24 protein-coding genes are annotated in these 22913 nt (G+C 43.5%); 7 read left to right on the top strand and 17 right to left on the bottom strand.

Features of this window, described 5'->3' with window-relative positions:
• Nucleotides 1-29 precede the first annotated feature (29 nt).
• From rpsR to srtB, 5 genes are all read right to left on the bottom strand, one after another.
• The gene (gene rpsR / locus PG418_RS09490; protein WP_008368909.1) at nt 30-293 is read right to left on the bottom strand and encodes a 30S ribosomal protein S18; all 264 of its coding nucleotides are present in this window, start codon (nt 291-293) and stop codon (nt 30-32) included.
• Nucleotides 294-314: 21 nt separating this feature from the next.
• Nucleotides 315-755, bottom strand: coding sequence for a single-stranded DNA-binding protein (locus PG418_RS09485; RefSeq protein WP_055262097.1), 441 nt, complete (start codon nt 753-755; stop codon nt 315-317).
• Nucleotides 756-768: 13 nt separating this feature from the next.
• Nucleotides 769-1056, bottom strand: a complete 288-nt coding sequence (rpsF, locus tag PG418_RS09480) for a 30S ribosomal protein S6 (RefSeq protein ID WP_008368913.1) — start codon at nt 1054-1056, stop codon at nt 769-771.
• A gap of 100 nt (nt 1057-1156) precedes the next feature.
• The gene (locus PG418_RS09475) at nt 1157-1351 is read right to left on the bottom strand and encodes a DUF951 domain-containing protein (protein WP_022221102.1); all 195 of its coding nucleotides are present in this window, start codon (nt 1349-1351) and stop codon (nt 1157-1159) included.
• A 15-nt stretch (nt 1352-1366) separates the two neighbouring features.
• Nucleotides 1367-2197 carry a class B sortase gene (srtB, locus tag PG418_RS09470; protein ID WP_117824224.1) on the bottom strand — a complete coding sequence of 277 codons (831 nt, stop codon included), beginning with the start codon at nt 2195-2197 and terminating at the stop codon, nt 1367-1369.
• Nucleotides 2198-2503: 306 nt separating this feature from the next.
• Between srtB and PG418_RS09465 the strand changes: the two genes are divergently transcribed.
• The 5 genes from PG418_RS09465 to PG418_RS09445 all read left to right on the top strand — a co-directional run bounded on the left by PG418_RS09465 (nt 2504) and on the right by PG418_RS09445 (nt 6723).
• Nucleotides 2504-2899: a zinc ribbon domain-containing protein gene (locus PG418_RS09465; protein ID WP_022221103.1), complete on the top strand. Its 396-nt coding sequence runs from the start codon at nt 2504-2506 to the stop codon at nt 2897-2899.
• A 21-nt stretch (nt 2900-2920) separates the two neighbouring features.
• Complete coding sequence (locus PG418_RS09460) at nt 2921-3640, top strand: J domain-containing protein (protein WP_055155544.1); 720 nt, start codon at nt 2921-2923, stop codon at nt 3638-3640.
• A gap of 20 nt (nt 3641-3660) precedes the next feature.
• On the top strand, nt 3661-4191 hold the full coding sequence (bilS, locus tag PG418_RS09455; protein WP_022221104.1) for a flavodoxin family protein BilS: 531 nt from the start codon (nt 3661-3663) through the stop codon (nt 4189-4191).
• A gap of 182 nt (nt 4192-4373) precedes the next feature.
• On the top strand, nt 4374-6209 hold the full coding sequence (locus PG418_RS09450) for a Na/Pi cotransporter family protein (RefSeq protein ID WP_022221105.1): 1836 nt from the start codon (nt 4374-4376) through the stop codon (nt 6207-6209).
• A gap of 28 nt (nt 6210-6237) precedes the next feature.
• A complete protein-coding gene (locus tag PG418_RS09445; protein WP_498837327.1) occupies nt 6238-6723 on the top strand; it encodes a gamma carbonic anhydrase family protein in 486 nt (161 codons plus the stop codon).
• 92 nt (nt 6724-6815) lie between these two features.
• Here PG418_RS09445 and PG418_RS09440 read toward each other — a convergent pair whose 3' ends face one another.
• Nucleotides 6816-8018, bottom strand: coding sequence for a class I SAM-dependent rRNA methyltransferase (locus PG418_RS09440; RefSeq protein ID WP_117824228.1), 1203 nt, complete (start codon nt 8016-8018; stop codon nt 6816-6818).
• Nucleotides 8019-8060: 42 nt separating this feature from the next.
• Nucleotides 8061-8528, bottom strand: coding sequence for an HAD family hydrolase (locus PG418_RS09435; protein WP_022221108.1), 468 nt, complete (start codon nt 8526-8528; stop codon nt 8061-8063).
• Nucleotides 8529-8644: 116 nt separating this feature from the next.
• Here PG418_RS09435 and PG418_RS09430 point away from each other — a divergent pair, with 116 nt between their 5' ends.
• On the top strand, nt 8645-9355 hold the full coding sequence (locus PG418_RS09430) for a gamma-glutamyl-gamma-aminobutyrate hydrolase family protein (protein WP_173692360.1): 711 nt from the start codon (nt 8645-8647) through the stop codon (nt 9353-9355).
• Nucleotides 9356-9587: 232 nt separating this feature from the next.
• On the opposite strand, the gene PG418_RS09425 is transcribed toward PG418_RS09430, so the two are convergent.
• Nucleotides 9588-10229 (bottom strand): HAD family hydrolase, encoded by a 642-nt coding sequence (locus PG418_RS09425; RefSeq protein ID WP_008368935.1) that lies wholly within the window; start codon nt 10227-10229, stop codon nt 9588-9590.
• Between the two features lie 120 nt (nt 10230-10349).
• The gene (gene tig / locus PG418_RS09420; RefSeq protein ID WP_498837326.1) at nt 10350-11474 is read right to left on the bottom strand and encodes a trigger factor; all 1125 of its coding nucleotides are present in this window, start codon (nt 11472-11474) and stop codon (nt 10350-10352) included.
• A gap of 237 nt (nt 11475-11711) precedes the next feature.
• Between tig and PG418_RS09415 the strand changes: the two genes are divergently transcribed.
• Nucleotides 11712-12152, top strand: coding sequence for a hypothetical protein (locus PG418_RS09415; protein WP_022221110.1), 441 nt, complete (start codon nt 11712-11714; stop codon nt 12150-12152).
• Nucleotides 12153-12203: 51 nt separating this feature from the next.
• On the opposite strand, the gene PG418_RS09410 is transcribed toward PG418_RS09415, so the two are convergent.
• The 8 genes from PG418_RS09410 to PG418_RS09375 all read right to left on the bottom strand — a co-directional run bounded on the left by PG418_RS09410 (nt 12204) and on the right by PG418_RS09375 (nt 22905).
• Nucleotides 12204-12677 carry a YwiB family protein gene (locus tag PG418_RS09410; RefSeq protein ID WP_055247913.1) on the bottom strand — a complete coding sequence of 158 codons (474 nt, stop codon included), beginning with the start codon at nt 12675-12677 and terminating at the stop codon, nt 12204-12206.
• Between the two features lie 24 nt (nt 12678-12701).
• A complete protein-coding gene (gene pfkA, locus PG418_RS09405; RefSeq protein ID WP_055247911.1) occupies nt 12702-13679 on the bottom strand; it encodes a 6-phosphofructokinase in 978 nt (325 codons plus the stop codon).
• Nucleotides 13680-13764: 85 nt separating this feature from the next.
• Nucleotides 13765-17244, bottom strand: a complete 3480-nt coding sequence (locus PG418_RS09400) for a DNA polymerase III subunit alpha (RefSeq protein ID WP_498837325.1) — start codon at nt 17242-17244, stop codon at nt 13765-13767.
• A 470-nt stretch (nt 17245-17714) separates the two neighbouring features.
• Nucleotides 17715-19118, bottom strand: coding sequence for an alanine/glycine:cation symporter family protein (locus tag PG418_RS09395; protein WP_498837324.1), 1404 nt, complete (start codon nt 19116-19118; stop codon nt 17715-17717).
• Nucleotides 19119-19477: 359 nt separating this feature from the next.
• Nucleotides 19478-20122, bottom strand: coding sequence for a pyroglutamyl-peptidase I (gene pcp / locus PG418_RS09390; protein ID WP_008368953.1), 645 nt, complete (start codon nt 20120-20122; stop codon nt 19478-19480).
• A gap of 23 nt (nt 20123-20145) precedes the next feature.
• Nucleotides 20146-21135, bottom strand: coding sequence for a 2,5-dihydroxypyridine 5,6-dioxygenase NicX family protein (locus tag PG418_RS09385; RefSeq protein WP_022221111.1), 990 nt, complete (start codon nt 21133-21135; stop codon nt 20146-20148).
• 109 nt (nt 21136-21244) lie between these two features.
• Complete coding sequence (locus tag PG418_RS09380; protein ID WP_498837323.1) at nt 21245-22198, bottom strand: DUF979 domain-containing protein; 954 nt, start codon at nt 22196-22198, stop codon at nt 21245-21247.
• Nucleotides 22199-22212: 14 nt separating this feature from the next.
• Nucleotides 22213-22905, bottom strand: coding sequence for a 5-oxoproline transporter, DUF969 family subunit (locus PG418_RS09375; protein WP_055297428.1), 693 nt, complete (start codon nt 22903-22905; stop codon nt 22213-22215).
• Nucleotides 22906-22913: the final 8 nt, after the last annotated feature.

Here is a 22913-nt window from a genome sequence, read left to right as displayed (position 1 = left end):
AACGGAAATCCTGTTCTGATCATATTCGATTAATCCTGAACGTATGGCATTAAAGCGATATGTCTTGCTCTCTTGATTGCTACTGTAAGAGCTCTCTGATGTTTTGCACAGTTTCCTGTGATTCTTCTCGGAAGGATTTTTCCTCTCTCAGAAACATATTTCTTTAATTTTGCTGTATCTTTGTAATCGATTTCGTTGTTTTCTTTACCACAGAATACACAAACTTTTTTTCTTCTGCGTCCGCCTCTTCTCTTCATTGGAGAATCCGGTCTGTTTCCTTTTTCGAATGCCATTGTACACATCTCCTTTCAACCTTAATTAAACGGTAACTCCTCATCAATTCCGTCTGGAATGTTCATGAAACCGTCACCTGCATCAGCGCTTGGCGCCGGTGCCGGGGCTGTCTGATAAGACTGTGTATTAGCACTGCTAGCATTCTTACTTTCTGCGAATTCCTGTTCCTCAACAACAACTTCTGTTGTATAGACCTTTACACCATCCCTGTTGGTATAGCTTCCGGTCTGGATTCTTCCGCAAACCACTACGCGCATTCCCTGACGGAAATAACGTTCTGTAAATTCAGCACTCTTTCCGAACACAACACAGTTAATAAAATCTGCGGTCTGTTCTCCGTCACGCTTGAATCTGCGGTCTACAGCTAATGTATATCTTGCAATAGCGAGAGCGTTCTCACCTTGTGAATATCTCACTTCAGGATCTCTTGTCAGACGTCCCATTAAAACTACTTTATTCATACGTTGCCTCTTTCTAAGCTTCCTGTTTCACGCATAAATATCTGATTACACCATCCATGATACGAATTCTTTCTTCGATTTCGCCTGGTGTTGTTGTTTCAGATTCAAAGTGAATGAAGTAGTAGTAAGCTTCTTTCATCTTCTGGATTTCGTAAGCTAATCTCTTCTTTCCCCATTCGTCAACGTCAGTAATGTTACCACCGAAACGTGTAACAAGTGCTTTCACCTTTTCGATTACTTCTGCTCTGGCGTCGTCTTCGAGTTTTGCGCTGACAACAACTGCTAATTCATATTTGCTCATGTCCTGCACCTCCTTATGGTCTTTTGGCTCCCGGATCCGCCGGGAACAAGGATAAATAATATATCACAAGTTGGTATGATATCATAATTCAAGCTTTGTTTCAAGCCTTTTTTCTTATTTCTTTTGTATTTTTTTCAACCAGTCTGCGCGGTACCATTACCTGGTGTCCGCATCCCTGACATTTCAGACGAAAATCCGCCCCTACTCTCAGGATCTCCCACTCTGAGCTTCCGCACGGATGCGGTTTTTTCATCCGGATCACATCTCCGACTTCAAATTTTGCTTCTGCTGCCATCGCTTTACTCCTCTTTTATTCTCCTGCCGGCTGTACATTTACCCTGACACCGTGTACGATCGTTCTGTCATCATTTCCCTCCCGTGTACAGGTGGACAACGTCACGATCTGCGAATCATTTCCCACTTCCACACCTGTATCATACAAAGAAGACGCCTTCGTTGCTTCAAGGAAGGATGCAAACGCCGCATCATCTGCGAACTGATATGTATAGCCTTCGGAAGTATCTTTTACCACTCCAACAGAATAAATCTGATAAGTAGCCACATTGCCATCCGGTGTATAAATATAGAAGGAAGGGTATTTTTCCCAGAAACTTTTTTCGTGATACTGCTCCAGCTCATTAAACATCGTTCCATTATACATATAATGTCCGTAAATGATCGTGTTTCTGTCATTAAAATCCGCATGATTATAAGCATTTACAAAAATCGTTCCTACGGTATTGTCATATCCTTTGAATGTCTTACTCAGATATTCTGAATTATCACTTCCCTGCACAACCGGATAATTGATCACCGCCGGTTCATCAAAACGGATCCATGCAACCACATCCGGATTGATCTGTCTGAGTGCATCGAAATCCACGGAAAATCTGCTTCCATCCTGATCGTCCGTCCCGTTCTCCTGTTCCCCCTTATCTTCCGTAACCGCAAGCTTTACCAGATCATCATACTCACTTTCCCCTTTGTGATATCCGTTAAAAATTTTATACAGCTGAAAGGCAGAAAATGCAAACACACAGATTGCAACGATCAAAATGACCGTACTGATGATTCCACCTTTTTTCTTGCGCCGGTCACGCCTGGAATGCTTTCCATACCGACCATATTCTTTCCGTCCCATAATTTCCTCCTCTGCTTTTTATATATGATGTTCCCAGATTGCTCCATTGCCATGTAATCTCAGAAGTCCTATTTTCTTCCATATTTTCACGATATCAGCAGTATAACATACTTTTTAGAGTTTTTTAATAGAGAGTTTATTGATTTTTGTGTGTGCAGGCGTACAATGTAAACCATCGTATAGTATCATATGATGTTGTGGTCAAAAGGTATTTTGACCCCTTTGATACCAGATTGCTACGTGCTTTCTGGCCTTTTGCCCCTGGTATCATCATATTCTATAAATAAAAAAGATTGGGTGAACATTATGAAAGAAAAACTGATGCGTTTTATGTATGGAAGGTACGGAGTAGATACCTTCGGCAAATTTCTCTTATGGAGCGGCGTAATTCTGATGCTGATCACAAGCATCTTCCATTTTCGTATTTTTTATGTAATTGGGTGGGCATTCGTGATATACTCTTACTATCGCATGTTTTCACGTCAGACCTACAAGCGTGCACTGGAAAACCAGAAATTTCTCCAGCACACTTCAAAGATCCGTGGATTTTTTGCAAAACAGAAGTATATGGCAGCGCAGCGCAAGACACACCACATTTACAAGTGTCCAAACTGCAAGCAGAAGATCCGTGTCCCAAAGGGAAAAGGTAAAATTGAGATCCGCTGTCCAAAATGCCAGACTACTTTTATCAAAAAAAGCTAACGATCAGGAGAATAATCAATTATGCAGGATCCTTACTCAATACTCGGCGTTTCACGGGATGCTTCCGACGAGGATATCAAGAAAGCCTACCGCAAATTAAGCCGTATTTATCATCCGGATGCCAATATCAACAATCCAAATAAAGATCAGGCAGAAGCCAAATTCAAAGAAATCCAACAGGCTTACCAGCAGATTATGAAAGAAAAAGAAATGGGTGCCTCCGGATATACCGGAACAGGCTCCGGAGGTTTTGGCGATGCCGGAAGCGGATACGGAGGTTTTGGCGGTTTTGGTCCATTCGGCGGTTTCTACGGTCAGTATACCAATCAGAATCAGCAGACAACCGAGACAGAAGAAGATATTCATCTGCGTGCCGCCGCCAATTATCTGAACAGTGGTCATTATAAAGAAGCTTTAAATGTCCTTTCAGGAATCAAAGACCGTTCTGCCAGATGGTACTATTACAGCTCTATCGCCAATTCCGGCATGGGCAATAATGTCCTCGCCCTGGAGCACGCCAAAGAAGCTCTTCGTCTGGAGCCGTCCAACTATCAATATCAGTCTCTTGTCAGCCGTCTTGAAAATGGTGGAAGCTGGTATCGTACACAACAGACAATGTATGGCGGTACACCAACGATCAACAATGATTTCTGCGTGAAGCTCTGCATTGCCAACATCATGTGCAATCTCTGCTGTGGCGGCGGTGGATTCTTCTGCGGTTCTCCTTATACATACCACTAAATGACAGGAGGAAATACTATATGTTAGATTATCTTGTTGTCTATGACAGTGAGACAGGAAATACAAAAAAAATAGCAACAGAAATTTTTGCATCCCTTCCGGGGATGTCCAAAGATCTGATAAATCTTCATGAACGTACCGATTTCCCAGAAGCCAAAATTTATTTTGTTGGTTTCTGTGTTCACCGCGGAACCTGCCGCCTCGAGATTGGCAACTTCCTTTCCGGTCTGTCGGACAAATCCGTTGCTCTCTTTGGAACCTGCGGTGCCGGAAACAGCCCGGAATACTACAAAGAGATCGCATCCAGCGTCCGGATCTGGCTTGAAGATGACAATCACTATCTCGGTTCTTTTATCTGCCAGGGGAAAATGCCGCTTGCTGTCCGTCAAAAATATGAATCCTTGCTGAACACACCAAAAGATTGCGATTGCCAGCAAATCCGAAGGCAATTACAGAATTTTGACGAAGCAATGATTCATCCGACACGCACAGACCTTGAAAATGCGGCTCTTTTTGCTACCGAATGTATAGAAAAAGTTAAGTCCTTGTAAAAAAAGTGTAAAAAAATATCGTTTCAGTCTACCTATGGAAACTTTCTTGTTATATAATAAGAGTGTCGTATAGCGTCACTTTGTGTGATCTGCATGCAGACTTTTCATATTTAAAGTAGCTGTACGATATTTTTTTTGCGACAAAATGTAAACTAATGCTTAAAGAAAAGGAAAACAAAATTATGGGAATTACAATGGTTTTGTCATTGCTCAGTGGGGTAGCCCTGTTTTTATACGGTATGTCACTGATGGGCGACAGTCTGAAGAAAGTTGCCGGCAATAAGCTTGAACTTATTTTATACAGGCTGACCAATACTCCTCTGAAAGGACTTCTGCTCGGTACTGTCGTAACCGCTATCATTCAGTCATCCTCTGCAACGACAGTTATGGTAGTCGGATTTGTAAACTCTGGTATGATGAAGGTCGCACAGGCAATTGGTATCATCATGGGTGCCAACATCGGAACCAGTATCACCGGATGGATCCTATGTCTCTCCTACATTGATGGTTCCAGCGGAATCGCGCAGCTTTTATCAACCGCTACAATTTCTGCAATCGTAGCAATCATCGGAATTATTTTCCGTACATTTATCAAGAAAAAACCGTATTCTGATATCGGTGACATCATGCTTGGCTTTGCGATCCTGATGATCGGAATGCAGACCATGAGCGGTGCTGTCTCTCCTCTGAAAGAGAATCCGCATTTCGTCAGACTTCTGACCATGTTCACGAATCCATTTATGGGAATCCTTGTCGGGATCGTATTTACAGCAGTTTTGCAGAGTGCTTCTGCTTCTGTAGGTATCCTCCAGGCACTGTCCATTACCGGATCGATCACCTTTGCAGCTGCACTTCCGATCACAATGGGTATCGGCGTTGGCGCCGCATGTCCGGTTCTTCTTTCCTCAATCGGAACGAACAAGAACGGAAAGCGTACTGCTCTGATCTATCTGCTGAACGATTTATTTGGTATGATTTTCTGGTCCATCGTATTCTATTCTGTAAATGCCATCGTGCATTTCCCATTTATGGGTGAAATTATGTCACCTTTCCGTGTGGCACTTTTGAATACGGTATTCCGGCTTCTGACGATCCTTGTTCTTGCTCCATTTATCGGCAAGATTGAAAAGCTTGTCTTCTTCCTTATTAAAGATACCGATGAAGACAACGAAGAGCAGGCAGATTTCGATCTTCTTGAGGAACGTTTCCTCAATTATCCGCCACTGGCAATCACACAGAGCCAGCTTGCAGTCAACGGAATGGCAAAGAAAGCATACAAAAATATCCGTCGCGCCCTTGCACTGCTGAAAGATTTTTCAGATAATAAGTTCAACAAAATTCAGGAAAAGGAAAATCTGATCGACAAATACGAAGATAAACTGGGAACCTATCTGATGCAGCTCAATATGCACGACCTGACACCGGAACAGTCCAAACAGACCGCCAAGTTCCTTCATACGATCAGTGATTTTGAACGTCTGGGTGACCATGCAGTCAATATTTCCCGTGTTGCACAGGAACTTCATGAAAAATCACGTATTTTTTCAGATGCAGCCAAATACGAGCTTCATGTTCTTGAATCCGCATTAAAAGAGCTCCTTGATCTCACGATCAATTCATTTGTAGATGAAGACCTTGTAAATGCTGCCAAAGTAGAACCGCTTCGCGAACTGATCGGTATTTTATGCAACGATTTGAAAATGCGTCATATTAAAAGGCTCCGTAACGGGCAGTGTGATCTGAACACCGGATTTGCATTTAACGATCTGCTCACCAACTATGATCGTATTGCAGCCCACTGTTCTAACATTGCCGTTGCAATCCTGGAACTGGATTCTTCCAATTTCGATATGCACGAATACACTAAGAGTGTACGGAAATTGAAAGACAACAATTATGTATCCACCTTTGATTATTACGAGCAGAAATATAATATCAACGGTTATCAGCCGGAAGCGGAACAGGATACAAAAGCAGCCGCCAAAAACCCGGTCAAAGCTGTTGAAGCCAAAAAATAATCTTATAACGAGAAAGGAATCTGCTGTAATGTCTTCTTTAAATATTTCATCACAGGCGCACATTGCCAGTCAGTCCGTCATCCTAGGTGATGTCACCATCGATGCAGACTCAAGTGTGTTCTATTATGCCGTTGTCCGCGGTGATGAATCGTCTATCACGATTGGCAAGCGCAGTAATATCCAGGATAACAGCACCGTCCATGTAGATTACGGTTTTCCGACCGTTATCGGTGATGATGTCACTGTTGGTCATAACTGTGTGATCCACGGCTGTACAATTGGTGACGCGTCTCTAATCGGGATGGGAAGTACGATTTTAAACGGTGCAAAGATTGGAAAGCATTGCCTGATCGGTGCCGGAAGTCTGGTTACTCAGAACACAGTTATTCCGGATGGAATGCTGGTTATCGGAAGCCCGGCAAAAGTAAAAAGACCTCTTACTGAGGAAGAGATCCAGTCAATTTATAAAAATGCTGCGGATTATGTTGCATTATCGGCTGCGCAGTTTGAATAGAATATCAAATCTGAAATATGTACACTATTAAAAAAAGTATCGAAAATCATTTATGTTTGATTTTCGATACCTTTTTTATCTACTACAACACTTTATTTTTCATCCACGATCTGGAACACATAGAATTTAAGATAATACGATTCTTCTGCCGACCACAGAATCGGATGATCTGGCGCCTGTGTCCGGTATTCTACCTGTCTGACTCTCTTATGCACATTCTGCGCTGCCTGGTGGATCGTCTTCGTAAAAAGCTCATAATCCATAAAATGCGAGCAGGAACAAGTTGCCAGATATCCGCCTGGTTTTACCAGCTTCATTCCGCGCATATTGATCTCACGATATCCCTTTGTCGCATTCTTGATCGTCTTACGGGATTTGGTAAATGCAGGTGGATCCAGGATTACCACATCATACTGCTTTCCTTCTTCTTCCAGCTTTGGAAGCAGGTCAAATACATCTGCACAGACAAATTCAACTCTATCCTCTAATCCATTGAGTCTTGCGTTCTCTCTTGCCTGTTCTATGCCAAGTTCTGAAGCATCTACACCTGTCACATGCTTTGCCCCTGCAATCCCTGCATTCAGCGCAAAAGAGCCTGTGTGCGTGAAGCAGTCCAGCACCTCTGCATCCTTGCAAAGTCTCTGGATTGCCAGACGATTGTATTTCTGATCCAGGAAAAATCCTGTCTTCTGTCCGTCTTTGACATCAACCATATATCTGACACCATTTTCCACAATCTCAACTTTGGTATCAAATTCTTCACCGATAAAGCCTTTGACTCTCTCCATGCCTTCATTCTGACGAACCTTTGCATCGCTTCGTTCATACACGCCACGGATCGTAATTCCATCTTCTGAAAGTACCGCTTTCAGAATGTCCACGATTTCTTCTTTCATCCGGTCAATTCCGAGTGCAAGAGACTCTACAACCAACACATCCGAGAACTTATCAATCACCAGTCCGGGAAGAAAATCCGCTTCCCCGAAAATCACACGGCAGCTTGATGTATCTACTGTCTTTTTCCGGTATTCCCACGCATCTCTCACCCGCATTTCCAGAAATGCATGATCGATCTCCTGATCCTGCTTTCTTGTCATCATACGGATCCGGATCTTAGAATTCATATTGATAAATCCTCTTCCCATTCCGTACCCGTCAAAATCATGGACGATCACAATATCACCATTCTCAAATTCTCCCATAATCGAATCAATTTCATTATCGAATATCCAGGCGCCGCCTGATTTCAGCAGACGTCCCTCGCCCTTTTTCAATGTCACTATAGCCTGACGCATCTTTTCTCCTTCCACATACTCTTACGTATTCTTCTGCAAATATTATCCACGGAGTCCTGCAATGATCCGACCTGGATAGAGCAGAAGATCCAGTCCATCCTGCATAGATCTGACGCAGAGATCCGCATTTTTCAATAATTTCCCATAGACCCCTTCCCGGTCCATAACAGCGATGGAAAGCGCCGCCTCTTTCAGCATCCACTCATCGTTTCTGCCATTACCGATTGCCACACAGCGTTTTGCACCGGTCGCTTTTACCAATTCCCTTTTATACTCCTTTGCATTACCTGTCGGAAATGTCTCCAGGATCACCGGAAGCCCTTCGCACTGCGCTTTCGCATTTCCATGCGTATCTGCAGTCAGTACATAAATTCGGAACTGCTCTGAAAGTGCGATAAGACGTTCCTTCACACTCGGCGGGATCACGCCGTCCACAGCGATCGTCCCGTTCATATCTAAAAATATCGTATCAAGTTCTAATGTTTTATATTCCGGAATAACCAGTTTCATAGGAACTCCTTTCCTGCCATCTGGCATGTTGCTTTTTTTATTATAATACATATTTCATACAGACTCCACATATTTTGTAACAACTGATTTATCTGATAAAGAGGAGGATTGTAAATATGAAACCAGTTGTTGGAATCTTATGCTGTGGCTTCGACGGCAAAAACCAGTTTGTAACCGATACCTATGTGCGGGCAGTCCGCATTTCCGGAGGAATCCCCCTGCTGATACCGATTCTTCCTCAGGACTTCCCGATCAATTCTTATCTTGACATATGCGATGGATTTCTGCTCCCCGGAGGAGGTGATTTTACACCGTTTCTCTTCAATGAAGATCCACTTCCAGGTGTAGGACAGACCAATCTTTCTGTAGATCTTTTCCAGATTCATTTTGCAGAGGAAATCTTAAAACGTCATCTTCCGGTAATCGGCATCTGCCGGGGTATGCAGGTGCTCAACGCCGCCTGTGGCGGAAGTATCTACCAGGATCTTTCCTGTCAGCCCGGAGATCCTTTTCTGCATATGCAGACCTCACAGAACCGCAGCGATATGTGGCACCAGATTTTCATCGCCAAAGACAGCCATCTTCATAAACTGACCGGAGACACTCTGTATACCAATAGTTTCCACCATCAGTCCGTTCATCTGCTCGGAAAAAATGTCCATGCATGTGCACACACTTCTGATGGCACAGTTGAGGCAATTGAAATCGAAGGACAGCCTTTTGCACTTGGCGTTCAGTGGCATCCGGAATCCATGTTTTTTACTTCTCCATGTATGCGGGAATTGTTTTCGCTTTTCGTCCGGTCGATGCTTCCCGGAACAGACTAAATCCCTTTTGTCGGGCTGCAGACTCTGCTGTCTGCGGTCCCTTCAGAATATATGCATAACATGTTCACAAACGTTCATAATTCTTTCAAATTATAAACACACTTTTTTCACAAGATACGAGTATACTAATAATTGTCAAAAGGAAATAAACCTTTTCACATAATAAAATTTTTCTTTTTCATAAACGCCGATATTCGGGAAACCGGATATCGGCTCTCCTCATTTTCAGGGGTTATTTCAGATATTCCAGAAGTCCTCGCAGGTCTGGAACGACATGATCTGCCATCTTTTTGACCTCTTCGTCTGCAGGTGTCAGATCCGGAACCATCGTCACATGGCAGCCCGCCTGGTAAGCCGCATTTACCCCGTTCGGTGAATCTTCGACCGCCATGCACTCTTCAGGCTTCCGCCCGATCTTCTCACAGGCATAGAGATACACATCCGGTCTCGGTTTTCCCAATTTCACCATAGATGCACTGATGATTTCATCAAACAGCTCTTTAAATCCGACCATTTCCAGATAACGCACAGCCCTGTCTTCCGCTGTAGCCGTCACGACTGCCGTCTGATAACCACGTCTTTTCAGCTCCTTGATCGTCTCTTCCACATACGGTTTCTTCTCAATTCCGAAACGCGCAATATGATCACTCATCAGCTCCTGTCTGCGCCGTCTGAGCTCATCGTATGGGAAATCCTCTCCAAAAATTCCCTTCATCTGCTCTCTTGCAAATACGGATGCACAGCTGCGGAATTTGTATGCCGTTTCCAGATCCAACCGGTATCCCGCCTCCCGCATTGCCTTTTGTTTGTATACTGTCAGATATTTCTCTGTATCGATCAGGATGCCATCCATATCAAAAAGTACTGCTTTCATCTTGTCCTCCTGTAGTATATTTCATTTTGTAAAAACAATTACTTTCTATATCATACCATTCCCTTCAGGAAGAAAAAAGACGGAGATTTTATTCTCCGCCTTTTGAATGTTTGCTTATATCTATTTTGTATTTTCTGTGCTGCCGGTACTTCCTGTACTGTTTGAACCGCTTTTGCTGCTGTCAGATGAAGTACTTTTCACCTGCTTGCAGTTGTCTGCTACCCAGTCTTCTACGATATCCAGTCTTGCTGTCTTCTCCAGATTCTCCAGGTTTCCAGCATCTTCCAGTGCTTTTTTGAGTGCATCTACATCTTCGTATCCGTAAGCCTTTGCATACTCCTTATACTTCTTCTCAAGTGTCTTATCTGACACATCGATCTTTGCTTTCTCAATGATCAGATCTGCCGCAAGGTTGGCCTTTACCTGATCCTTTGCAGCCTGGGTTGCCTTTGAATTAAAAGTTTCCTCATCCATATTCATATACTGTTTAAGGAAATCTGCAAAATCAAGGTTATAATAAGATGCCATATTCTTATACTGTGTCTTGATCGAACTGATCATATTCTTCAGATCCTTCTTCGGATACTTGTTCACAGTTGTGTTCTCAAGTACTGCTTTCCATGCATTTTCCTTGATTGTATTCTGCTGGTTTTCTTTGCCGTTTTTTTTCAGAGATTTTTTAATTTCCTTTTTGTACTCTTCCACCGTCTTGGAAGTATCAGAAACACTCTGTACAAATTCATCGGTAAGTTCCGGTACATCGGTCTGGCTGATTCCCTTCAGTGTAACGGTAAATACAACTGCCTGACCTGCAAGATCTTCATTTCCATAGTTCTCCGGGAAAGTCAGATCCAGATCAAAAGTATCGCCAATATTGTGTCCGACAACGCCATCCTCAAATCCGTCAATAAACTGACCACTTCCTAATGTAAGCTGTGCATCTGTCGCTGTTCCACCATCAAATGCCACACCATCTTTCTTTCCTTCGTAGTCGATCGTTACCGTATCTCCGGTTTGTGCTGCACGGTCTGTAACTTCTGTTGTAGTTGATTTAGACTGAAGTACACTGTTGATCTGTGCTTCTACATCATTATCCGATACCGCATCCGCATCTACTTTATCAATCTCCACATCTTTATATTTTGTAATCGTAACATAATCATTGGAAATCTCACCGGAGCATCCGGTAAGAAATAATGACAATGCACAGATACCTGCTGCCAGTACTGCTAATTTCTTTTTCATTTTCTTTTACACCTCTTATATCTTCATTCTCTCTGACTGTCCAAATCACCCACATCAGAGCGCTACATATGATTATAACACATAATCCGTCATTGAAAAGGGATTTCCCAAAATTCACATTTATTTCAGATTTTCCATTACTTTCAAAAAGCCGCCAAAAACTTCAAATTACTTGCACTTGTCTACAAACAATGCTACAATAAGCTATGTGTAAATATGATTTGAGGAGGAAAACCCGTGAGTAAGATAACGATCGTATTACTGGTAATTCTTGCCGTACTGCTTATCGCCCTGGTTGTTCTGTATTTCCTCGGTAAGAAAGCGCAGAAAAAGCAGGCAGAACAGGAAGAGATGATTGCAGCTGCTGCACAGCAGGTCAACATCCTGGTTATCGACAAAGGTAAGATGAAGCTTAAAGATGCCGGTTTCCCGTCAGTTGTTCTTGAGAATACACCTAAGTATCTTCGTCGTTCAAAGGTACCTGTAGTCAAGGCAAAAGTCGGACCAAAGATCATGACTCTGATGTGTGATGCAAGCATCTATGATCTTATTCCAGTCAAAAAAGAAGTAAAAGCAACCGTAAGCGGTATTTACATCACTGCAGTAAAAGGAGTCAGAGGTTCTCTTGAGACTCCACCTAAGAAAAAAGGATTCTGGGCAAGACTGCGGAACAAGTAACAAAAAAGGGTAAATGATTCTGAGCTGATTGAATCATTTACCCTTTTTGTTTTATTTTCCTGAAATTGCTTCCTCTGCCTGTGCTTTCGGTCTTATGCTCATTGCGATCCGGCAGTCTGCCGTCGCTTCATGATTCACATCAAGCCCGTACTCCACAGCAATATCAATTCGCTCATCATCCACATTCACATCCAGCTTCCGTGTATGAATTCCGACATGAAGCTGCCCATACGGTGTATCATAATATGTGACATTCATCTGATTCTTCTCAAATACCATATGTGCATTCGTAATTCCGCTCTTCATGATCTCCATCGAATCTTCACCGGTGATCTTGATCTTATTCTTAACCACCCCCGGAATCCCTTCCATTACTTCATCATAAAGAATATAATGCTTTCCGTTCTTCCAGTAATAGCTCGCCGGAGTAATCACTTCGATCGGCTCATTCTCTTCATTTTCTTCCGGATCTGCAAATGCCATATCATGCAGTCCGGAAATCGTCAATAATACATCCTGTGTCATACACGTCATCCAATCTGTCTGTTATTAGATGGCAAGCTGTTTTGCGATATCGTACTGGTACTCCGGAATTCCTTTCTGCATTGCCAGTGCTTCGTTGATATCAAAATCAATATACTCGCCATGTTTGTATCCTACTACACGGTTTGTTTTTCCTTCAAGAAGAAGATCTACAGCAAGAGATCCCATGATAGATGCATAAACTCTGTCTTTTGCTGTCGGGCTTCCTCCACGCTGCATATGACCAAGAATAGTAGCACGTGTCTCCATACCCGTCTCTTTTTCGATTCTCTTTGCCATATTCATAGAATCACCGATACCTTCGGCATTGATGATAATGTAATGCTTTTTACCGCGTTTTCTGCTTTCTTTGATGTCTGCAATGATCTTTGCTTCATCGTAGTCATGTTCCTCAGGAAGAAGAATCTTCTCTGCTCCATTGGCAATACCGCACCACAGTGCAAGGTATCCCGCATCACGTCCCATAACTTCGATAACACTACATCTTTCATGTGATGTAGATGTATCACGTACTTTGTCAATTGCTTCCATCGCTGTATTAACCGCTGTATCGAATCCGATTGTGTATTCTGTACATGCGATATCAAGATCGATCGTTCCCGGAAGTCCGATTGTATTTACTCCAAAATCAGATAATTTCTGTGCTCCCTTGAAGGAACCGTCTCCTCCGATAACTACCAGACCGTCAATTCCATATTTCTTACAGATTGCTGCTGCTTTCTGCTGTCCTTCTGGTGTACGCATTTCCTCGCAACGGGCTGTCAGAAGAATCGTTCCACCTCTCTGGATCGTGTCTGATACATCTCTGGCACTTAAATCAATAATTTCCTCGTTAAGAAGTCCTGAATAACCTCTTCTGATTCCTCTTACCTTCAGTCCTTTTCCCAATGCGGTTCTTACAACTGCACGGATTGCAGCGTTCATTCCCGGTGCGTCTCCTCCACTGGTCAATACGCCGATAGTTCTGATTACTTTTTCTGCCATGATATGTCTCCTCCGTCTCTTCTACTTTGTAACTTTACTATCCTTTTGCTTAATTTATCTCAATTCACACGTTATTGTATAATATTCACCCCTTCATTTCAATGGGTTTTTCTATTACTTTTACACAATCTTCTCCAAAATAATTCGTCAATCTGCTCAAAATTCCAGGTTCTACCTGGATATTTGCGTTTTTAGGCAGTCTTTTTACCGCTCTCTCCGCTTTGCAGAAGATTACAACCTGGTCCTCACCCTCACTTTCCGCGAGCATCCGGAACAGATTCTGCTCATCTTGAAGGTAACTCTGTTTGTCGGTATACTGGATCCACAGTTCTTTTTTCGTCATCTCAAACGGAATCACCTCTTCACAGATCAGCTTACTTGCATTATCATCTTCTTCCGATACACGTCCCCGCACAAATACTTTGCTGTCCTCCTGCAGATACTGCTGGCTTTTCTCATAGCTCTGCGGGAAAATGACAACCTCTACCGTTCCAAGAAGATCCTCTACGGTAATAAATGCCATCGTTTGATTCTTCTTTGTATATTTGATCGTCTTCGATGTGATCATACCACCGATGATCTCCCTTGACCCGTCACGCACTTTTGTCCGTCCGGTCTCTTCATCAAGCTGAAAATCCAATGTCGTTGCGGAAATACTCTTGCGCCATTTCTCTTCATATTCTTCCAATGGATGTCCGCTGATATACACGCCGAGTACTTCTTTTTCAAATGCAAGCATCGTTTCCTTCTGGTATTCTCCCACATCCGGAAGCGTGACCTCAAATTCTTTTTTCTGTTCGTCATCTACAATATCAAAGAGCGACATCTGTCCGGCAAGCGAATTTTTCTTGTTCTGTGCTACCTGATCCATGATCTGTACATAAATGATCATAAACTGCTTTCTGGTCCCTTTCAGACTGTCAAATGCGCCGGATTTGATAAAGTTTTCTACCGCACGTTTATTGACTTCCTTACCGGAAAGCCGTTCCAGAAAATCCTTCAGATCACGAAACGTGCCATGCTCTTCTCTGTCCCGGATGATCTGCTCGATCACCGGTCTTCCAACCCCCTTGATCGCCACAAGTCCGTAACGGATATTACCGTTATCTACAGAAAAATCACCAACCCCACGATTGATATCCGGCGGCAGGATAGAAATTCCCATCTGTCGGCAAGTGTAAATGTATTCGGCAACCTTTCCCGGATTGTCGATGACAGAAGTCATAAGCGCTGCCATATATTCTACCGGATAATAATATTTCAGATACGCTGTCTGGTATGAGACAACCGCATACGCTGCCGCATGTGATTTGTTGAACGCATACTTTGCAAAATCGATCATTTCATCATAGATCTTATTCGCAACCTTTTCATCGATTCCATTTTTGACACAGCCCGGAATGCCTTCTTCTTCATTACCATATACAAAATTCTGACGCTCTCTCTGCATCACGTCGCCCTTTTTCTTACTCATGGCACGGCGTACAAGGTCGCTTCGCCCAAGTGAATATCCGGCAAGGTCACGCACGATCTGCATAACCTGTTCCTGGTATACAATGCAGCCATAGGTCGGTGCCAGGATCGGCTTTAACTGCGGGCATTCGTAAGTAATCAGCTCCGGATGGTTCTTTCCTTTGATATACTGTGGAATGAAATCCATCGGACCTGGCCGGTAAAGAGAAATTCCGGCGATAATATCTTCCAGACTCTGTGGACGAAGTTCCTTCATGAAGCTCTTCATCCCTGCACTTTCTATCTGGAAAATACCGTCCGTCTTTCCGGTTCCGATATAGTCAAGCACTGCTTTATCATTATAATTTAATTTTTCTGTTACCAGCTTCACACCGGTACTTTTTTCAACCAGTCTGATCGCATCCTGGATGACGGTCAGGGTACGAAGCCCAAGGAAATCCATTTTCAGAAGTCCCAGTTCTTCCAGCGTGGTCATGGTAAACTGTGTGACTACATTGTTGTCCGCTCCAAGTGCCAGCGGAACATATTCATCCACATCCTTCTGGCTGATCACGACTCCCGCGGCATGCATGGATGTATGCCGTGGCAGACCTTCCAGTCTCTTTGACATATCGATCAGCTCTTTTACCTGTGGGTCTTCATCATAGAGCTTCTTCAGCTCATGGTTCATCTTCAGGGATTTATCCAGTGTAATATTCAGTTCTTTCGGAATCATCTTTGCAATTGAATCCACAAAAGCATACGGAAGATCCATAACTCTTCCCACATCCCGCAGCACCCCGCGCGCCTGCAGTGTACCAAAGGTTACGATCTGCACTACCCGGTCTTTGCCGTATTTACGCACAACATAATCAATGACTTCCTGCCTTCTTTCAAAGCAGAAGTCCACGTCGATATCGGGCATGGACACACGTTCCGGATTCAGAAAACGCTCGAACAGCAGCTGATACCGGATCGGATCGATATTGGTGATCGCAAGTGTGTACGCCACAATGCTTCCCGCCGCAGATCCACGCCCAGGTCCAACCATGATTCCGTTGCTTTTTGCAAAATGAATGAAATCCCATACAATAAGGAAGTAATCCACGTAACCCATGCTTTTGATAACGCCCAATTCATAATTCAGGCGCTCCACAAGGGCTGGATCCGGGTCTTCTCCATATCGTCTTTTTAGTCCGTCAAAACAGAGCTTATTCAAATATTCCCATGAGGTAAATCCTTCCGGCACATCGAATTTCGGAAGCTTTGTCACACCAAATTCAATCTCTACATGGCATCTGTCTGCAATCTTCTGTGTATTTTCCAGCGCCTCCGGTGCATATGGGAAAAGTGCTGCCATCTCTTCTTTTGACTTCACGTAGTACTGTCCGCCTTCATAGCGCATCCGATCCTCGTCTGCGAGCTTTTTCCCTGTCTGAAGGCAAAGCAGGATATCATGTGGCTTTTCATCTTCTGCGTAAGTATAATGCACGTCATTTGTCGCCACAAGGTCGATTCCGATCTCCTGCGACAGACGCATCAACTGCTGGTTAACGGTGCGCTGTTCCGGAATCCCATGATCCTGCAGTTCCAGAAAAAAGTTGCCTTTCCCAAAAATCTGTTCATAATGAAGCGCAGCTTTTTTTCCTTCTTCATACATCCCTCTCGCCAGGTTTCTCTGTACCTCTCCGGCAAGACATGCACTGAGGGCAATGATTCCTTCGTGATAGGTCTCCAGAAGCTCATAATCTACTCTTGGCTTATAATAGTAACCTTCCGTAAATGCACGTGACACGATCTTCATCAGATTGGCGTATCCTGTATTATTCTCGGCAAGAAGTACCAGGTGATAATATCGGTCCTCATCGCGTCCTACGGCTGTTTTATCGAATCTGGATCCCGGTGCCACATAGACTTCACATCCCAGTACAGGATTGATTCCTGCCGCTCTTGCGGCTCTGTAGAAGTCAATGACGCCATACATGACACCGTGGTCTGTGATCGCAGCCGCTGTCATCCCCAGTTCTTTGACTCTGGCAACATATTCTTTAATTTTATTCGAACCGTCCAGAAGGCTGTATTCCGTGTGGACGTGCAAATGCGCAAAATTCATATTGTGTTCGCTCCTTTTCTCTGTGTTCCATTTTAGCAGAAATGAGGGGGATTTCCAACTGGTGGGGGAAAAATTTTATAGGTTGGTGGGCGGCGGATTTCCAAATATATGTACTCCGGTTCCCCTCGGCAAAACATTCCGATGAACCCCTGAAAGCGGGAATCGTGTTCAGCAAAGGCTTCCACGATTCCTGGGTTTCATCTCCATTGCCTCGAAGGGAACCGGAGTACATATATTTGGAAATCCGCCTGTTCAACGGTATCGAATGATTTTCTGGATGTGTTGGAATCTGCAGGAAGAGAATTGATGGAAACACAGATTATACTTACCTGCGCTGTACCACTCATACTCTATGCGAGTGTAAACCTGTTAACTTTCTTTTTGGGGCGTTGGTGTCACAACCTTATTTATCCTCTAACGCAAAAATACCGCCGCATCAGATCTCATTTCCAATGCGGTGGTTTCTTTTCTTACTCCACTGCTTTTACCGCAGCAGACATTTTTTCTTCATTTTGTTTTGAAAAATACAGTTTTGTTTCTCCAATGATCACTTTTCTAAGTGCAATGATTGCGATCAGGTTCGGAATAATCATCAACGCATTCGTGATATCTGCCAGGAGCCAGATTGGTTCCAGCGATAAAAACGGTGCCAGTGCAATCGCTGCAATGTAGATGATCTTATATGGTTTGATCCATTTTGTTGTGCCGGTCAGATAAACCAGGCAGCGTTCTCCGTAATAATTCCATCCCAGAATAGTGGTAAATGCAAAGAACATAATTCCTGCTGCGATCAGATGCATGCCTATATTGTGTGGCAGACACATGTTATAAGCAGCTGTAACAAGTGTGCTTCCGTTCATATCCGAACTGTCCATCAGCCCGCTGCTGATGATAACTAGTCCTGTCATGGAACAGGTCAGAATCGTAGTAACAAATACACTTGTCATGGAAAGAAGGCCCTGTCTTACACCAGAATTCGTTTTCGCTGCCGCTGCAACGATCGGTGAACTTCCAAGTCCTGCCTCATTTGTATAGACACCTCTGGCAATCCCGGTTCTCATAACCGTCATAAACGTAATGACACCTGTTCCTGCAGTTCCTCCGATTACCGATTCTTTTGCAAATGCACAGGTAAAAATGGTCTTAAAAGCATCCGGTACTGCCGCCCGGTTGATCACCAGCGCCACTACCGAGCCTCCAAGAAAAGTAAGCGCCATAATCGGCACCACAATTTCAGCAACCTTTGAAATACTTTTAATTCCTCCGATCGTTACAACCGCAGTAAGCACTGTTATGATGACTCCTGCTACAATGATCGGTATATGGAATGTCACATTGACAGATTCTGTGATCGCATTTACCTGCGGGAACGTTCCGCAGCCAAATAACGCTGTACACATGCCAAACACAGAAAAGACTTTTGCAAGCCAGATAAATCTCTCTCCCATACCATTTTGGATATAAAACATCGGTCCGCCGGCCATCTGGTTATTCTCGTCCGTCACTCGGTATTTTACCGCTAAAAGACTTTCTGAGTATTTCGTCACCATACCAAGTATGGCTGAAATCCACATCCAGAATAACGATCCCGGTCCACCAATTCGAAGCGCCGTTGCAACTCCAACAATACTTCCCGTTCCTATGTCTGCTGCCATCGTTGTACATAGAGTCGCAAATGCCGATACATCTCCTTCTCCGCTTCCGGTCCCACTTTCTTTTTCAAAAATGGCCCTTACTGCACGTGGAAATTTTGTGATCTGCAGTCCTCTCAATTTAATCGTAAAGTAAAGCCCTGTACCGATCAACAGCAACAATGTCGGAGGTCCCCATACATAACTTTGGATAGTCGTCAGCATCCCCATTAAATTACTCATTTCACTTCTCCTTCGCCTCTGTTATTGTTTTCCATCCATATTCTATTTTTACGATAATCTTTTCCCCACTAGATTTTTTTCTTCACCTTCTTAATCAACTTGTTTTTTGAAAAAGCTCTCTCCGTTCATAAAATTGTTCATTTTTCTTATTTCCGCTTCGACTTTCTTTATGCATATTATACATAACATTTCTGCCCGTGACAAATCAATTCTTTTTCTTTATAATAGAATTTCTTAATATATAATGAACGTCCATTTTCATTAAGCGACATGAAATTATATTTCCAATAAAATTTTACAAAAAAACACCGCCGCATCAGCTTCATTCTGACACAGCGGTACTTTTTTCTTTCATAAAACTAGTGAGTAGTTCCCATAACCTCTTTTACATCTTCTGTATTATTCACTACAGCTTCAACACAATACTCCAGAGACTTTGCGATTGTCTCAAGCGGCATACTTGCCATTCCGTTCGCCTTATCTACAACCTGATCGCAAGCATATGGTACATGGATAAATCCGGCACGGATGTTAGTGTATTTGGTTGCACACATATGCAGTACATTGTACATTACACAGTTGCATACGTAGGTTCCTGCCGTGAAAGATACATGGCATGGAAGTCCGTGAGCACGTACATTCTGAACCATTGCATTTACCGGAATTGTTGCAAAGTATCCGGTTGGACCGTCTGCCTGAAGTGGCTCATCAAGTGGCTGGTCACCTGCATTGTCCGGAATCCGGGCATCTGCAAGGTTGATTCCTACTTTTTCTACAGTGACGCAGGAACGTCCGCCTGCCTGACCTACATTGATCACTATATCCGGGTTATGTTCTTTGATTGCCGCTTCAACTGCCGGTGCACTTTTCTTGAATTCTGTAGGAATCTCTACATATACGATCTCTGCCCCCGCAATTGTTGACGGAAGAAGCTTGATTGCCTCGAATGCCGGGTTTACGCTTTCTCCTCCAAATGGATCAAATCCTGTTAATAAAACCTTCATGTTAATTTCCTCCTTAATATCTCTTAGTATAACACAGGCTCCGGGATAATAACCTTCCCCTGCTGCATAATCTGTCGGTTGTCCGTGTAGATATCCGGTTCCATACATACCAGATCAAAATGTCCTTTGGCGTTCTGAATACCTCCAAGAGCAATATTACGCCCAAGTCCTACATGGAATGTCCCATAAGCAGATTCATCTTCAATATAGCAGTTTCCAAGGCATTGTGAGCATGAATTAAGCCCAATTCCGAGTTCCCCCGCAATATAGATCCGGGGATCCTGATAATCTTCCATGTATTTTTTCAACCGAATACCGGTCGGAGTCTCTTCAATCTCCGTAATCCGTCCGCCTTTAAATAAAATCCTTGTCGGTTCCTCTGCGCGACCAATATATCCCAGAGAACCGTCAAGCACCATCACACCTTCTGTCTTTGTCTCCTCGATCGGGACATAGACCTCAATACTGGAAGAAGAATATCCCTTTCCATCCTTTAGAACTCCGTTAAAAAATCCCGGATCTCTGCCCACTTTGTAGAACATCATATCCGTTCCTGCCGGAGTTGTCACACGGACTTTTTCTGAATACTTGAGATATTTGATAAATGCCTTTGCCATCAGCCGGCTCTTCTTCGTATCCATCGTCAGGAAATCGTATTCCAGAAAAGATCTTCCGTCATTGGTTGCCAGTGGCAAGGACAGAAATTTCTTGTGTCTTTGTATCGCACGCTTTGCGGCTTTCGTTGTCACCAGCGAATACTCTGTCGCCGCGATAATTGCCGTATAAGGATCAAAAACTGCTTCATTATCATCAAAAAAGATTCCCACATGGCGCCCCTTGTTCTCGACAAGCAGTGTATTCACTGACCGTGCTTTTCCGGAAGCCTCTTTTTCCATTGCTTTTGCTTCTGCAAGATATTCCTTCGATGTCACGATCAGTACTTTGTCCCACGCCCTTACTTTTACCCATTCGTGAATAATGATCCGGGCACCCCGTTCCATATTCGGTGTCATATGTCCCTCTTCTTTCTCCATACCAAAAACTAGAATAAGCTTACGAATTCTAAGGCCATTATTTTCTGCCTTTCCAGTGAAATAATGACCTTAGCTACTTATGTCTTATTTACTTTAATACTATCATATAACAGATCTGGAACACAAGCATAAAAATTGCAACCAGAACCTGATTTTTGATAGCGCCCCAGCGGTCCTTCATGTTCAGGATCGCAACCGGCAGGATGTTGAAGTTCGCTGCCATCGGTGTAAGCAGAGTTCCACAGTATCCACATGTAAGTGCGAGCATACCGATCACCACCGGATTAGCACCGTAAGCAAGAACGAACGGTGCACCGATACCAACTGTCATAACGGTGATAGCTGCGAATGCATTTCCCATGATCATGGTAAAGAGTACCATACCGATTGCATAAACGATGATCCCGATATTTACATTTCCCTTTGGAACAATCTTTTCAACAAGCTGTGCGATTACATCGCCAACTCCTGCAGCGGTAAATACACCTCCAAGACATCCAAGCAGCTGTGGCAGCATACTGAGAGGTCCTGTGATTCCAAGGAATCTTTCAGAATCATTCAAAAAGACTGCCGGTTTATTCTGTTTTGTATCGAATGCCATCAGTAAGATCATAGCTACAATCACACCAACGGTAATTGCGACCATAGAACTCATATTACTGAATAATGCAAAGAACAGAGAGCATACCGCTACGGAGAATGCCGGGACAAATATCTTCATTCCGATCTTCTTAAACTGCTGTTCTGTGTGTTCCTTTGTCGGATTATCTGTTTTTCCGATTTTTACTTTCTTGAAGATCGGCGGCAGGCACATGATCAGAACAAGCACACCAGAAACCTTTGCCGGGAGCCATGAACCAAATCCACAAACGATACCGAAAGAGCACCAGAAAACAGCGGTTCCGACTCTTGACGGATTCTCTTTATCCAGCAGGTTCTTAATTCCTGCGTAAATCGTGATCAATCCGATAATTACCCATACTACATTCAGCCCGATTGCATTAAACGAATCGCCGACCTGTATAAATTTTAAATTACTCATCTGTCTTCCTCCCTCTATTTCTTAGTATCTGTTGATTTTCCATAGTATTTCTTCATCAGTTTGTTATCTTTCAAAATAACAAATGCGCAGGAAACAACAAGTGCAACTAACGCTACCGGGATTTCAGCTGCTGCAAGGTCGATCAGTTCTACTTCGTATCCAAGACCTGCAAGTGTTGTCTGTACAAGGATTCCGCCGGCACCACCTACGAACAGTACCTGGAAGAAGAACCATGTGAAGTTCTGCATAGCAACAGCAAGTCCTTTTGCTTCTTCTACGTGATCTTCATTTGCTTTTCCTTCTTTATTGCTGATCGCACCTTCGATCATCGGAAGCAGTACCGGACGGATAAATCCGGCAACTCCACCGAAGCTGACATTGAATGCTCCAAACAGAGCATTCAGCATACCATATACAGCAACAAGCTTACCTGCTGTCGCACTTTTTACTTTACGGATCAGGTTTGCCGCTGCTTCACGCAGACCGTTTCTTTCCAGTGTACCTGTAACCAGCAGGATCATGATAAAGATTGCCATACTTCTGTTCGCTACAAAGTTTGTACCGATTGTTTCCAGAAGTCCGCCCACTCCAAGTCCTCCAACAATCCCTGTCGCGATAAGGGCCAGGAAAATAATGAGGATTGAATCCAGTTTCAGCGCGAATCCAACGATTACGATTAACACGCCAAGTAATTTGATGAGTTCCATACCTAACT

The organism is Bariatricus sp. TF06-38A (assembly GCF_027690675.1).
In the GTDB taxonomy this organism is placed as follows: Bacteria; Bacillota; Clostridia; order Lachnospirales; family Lachnospiraceae; genus Allocoprococcus; species Allocoprococcus comes.
This window is presented reverse-complemented; position numbering and strand designations above follow the sequence as displayed.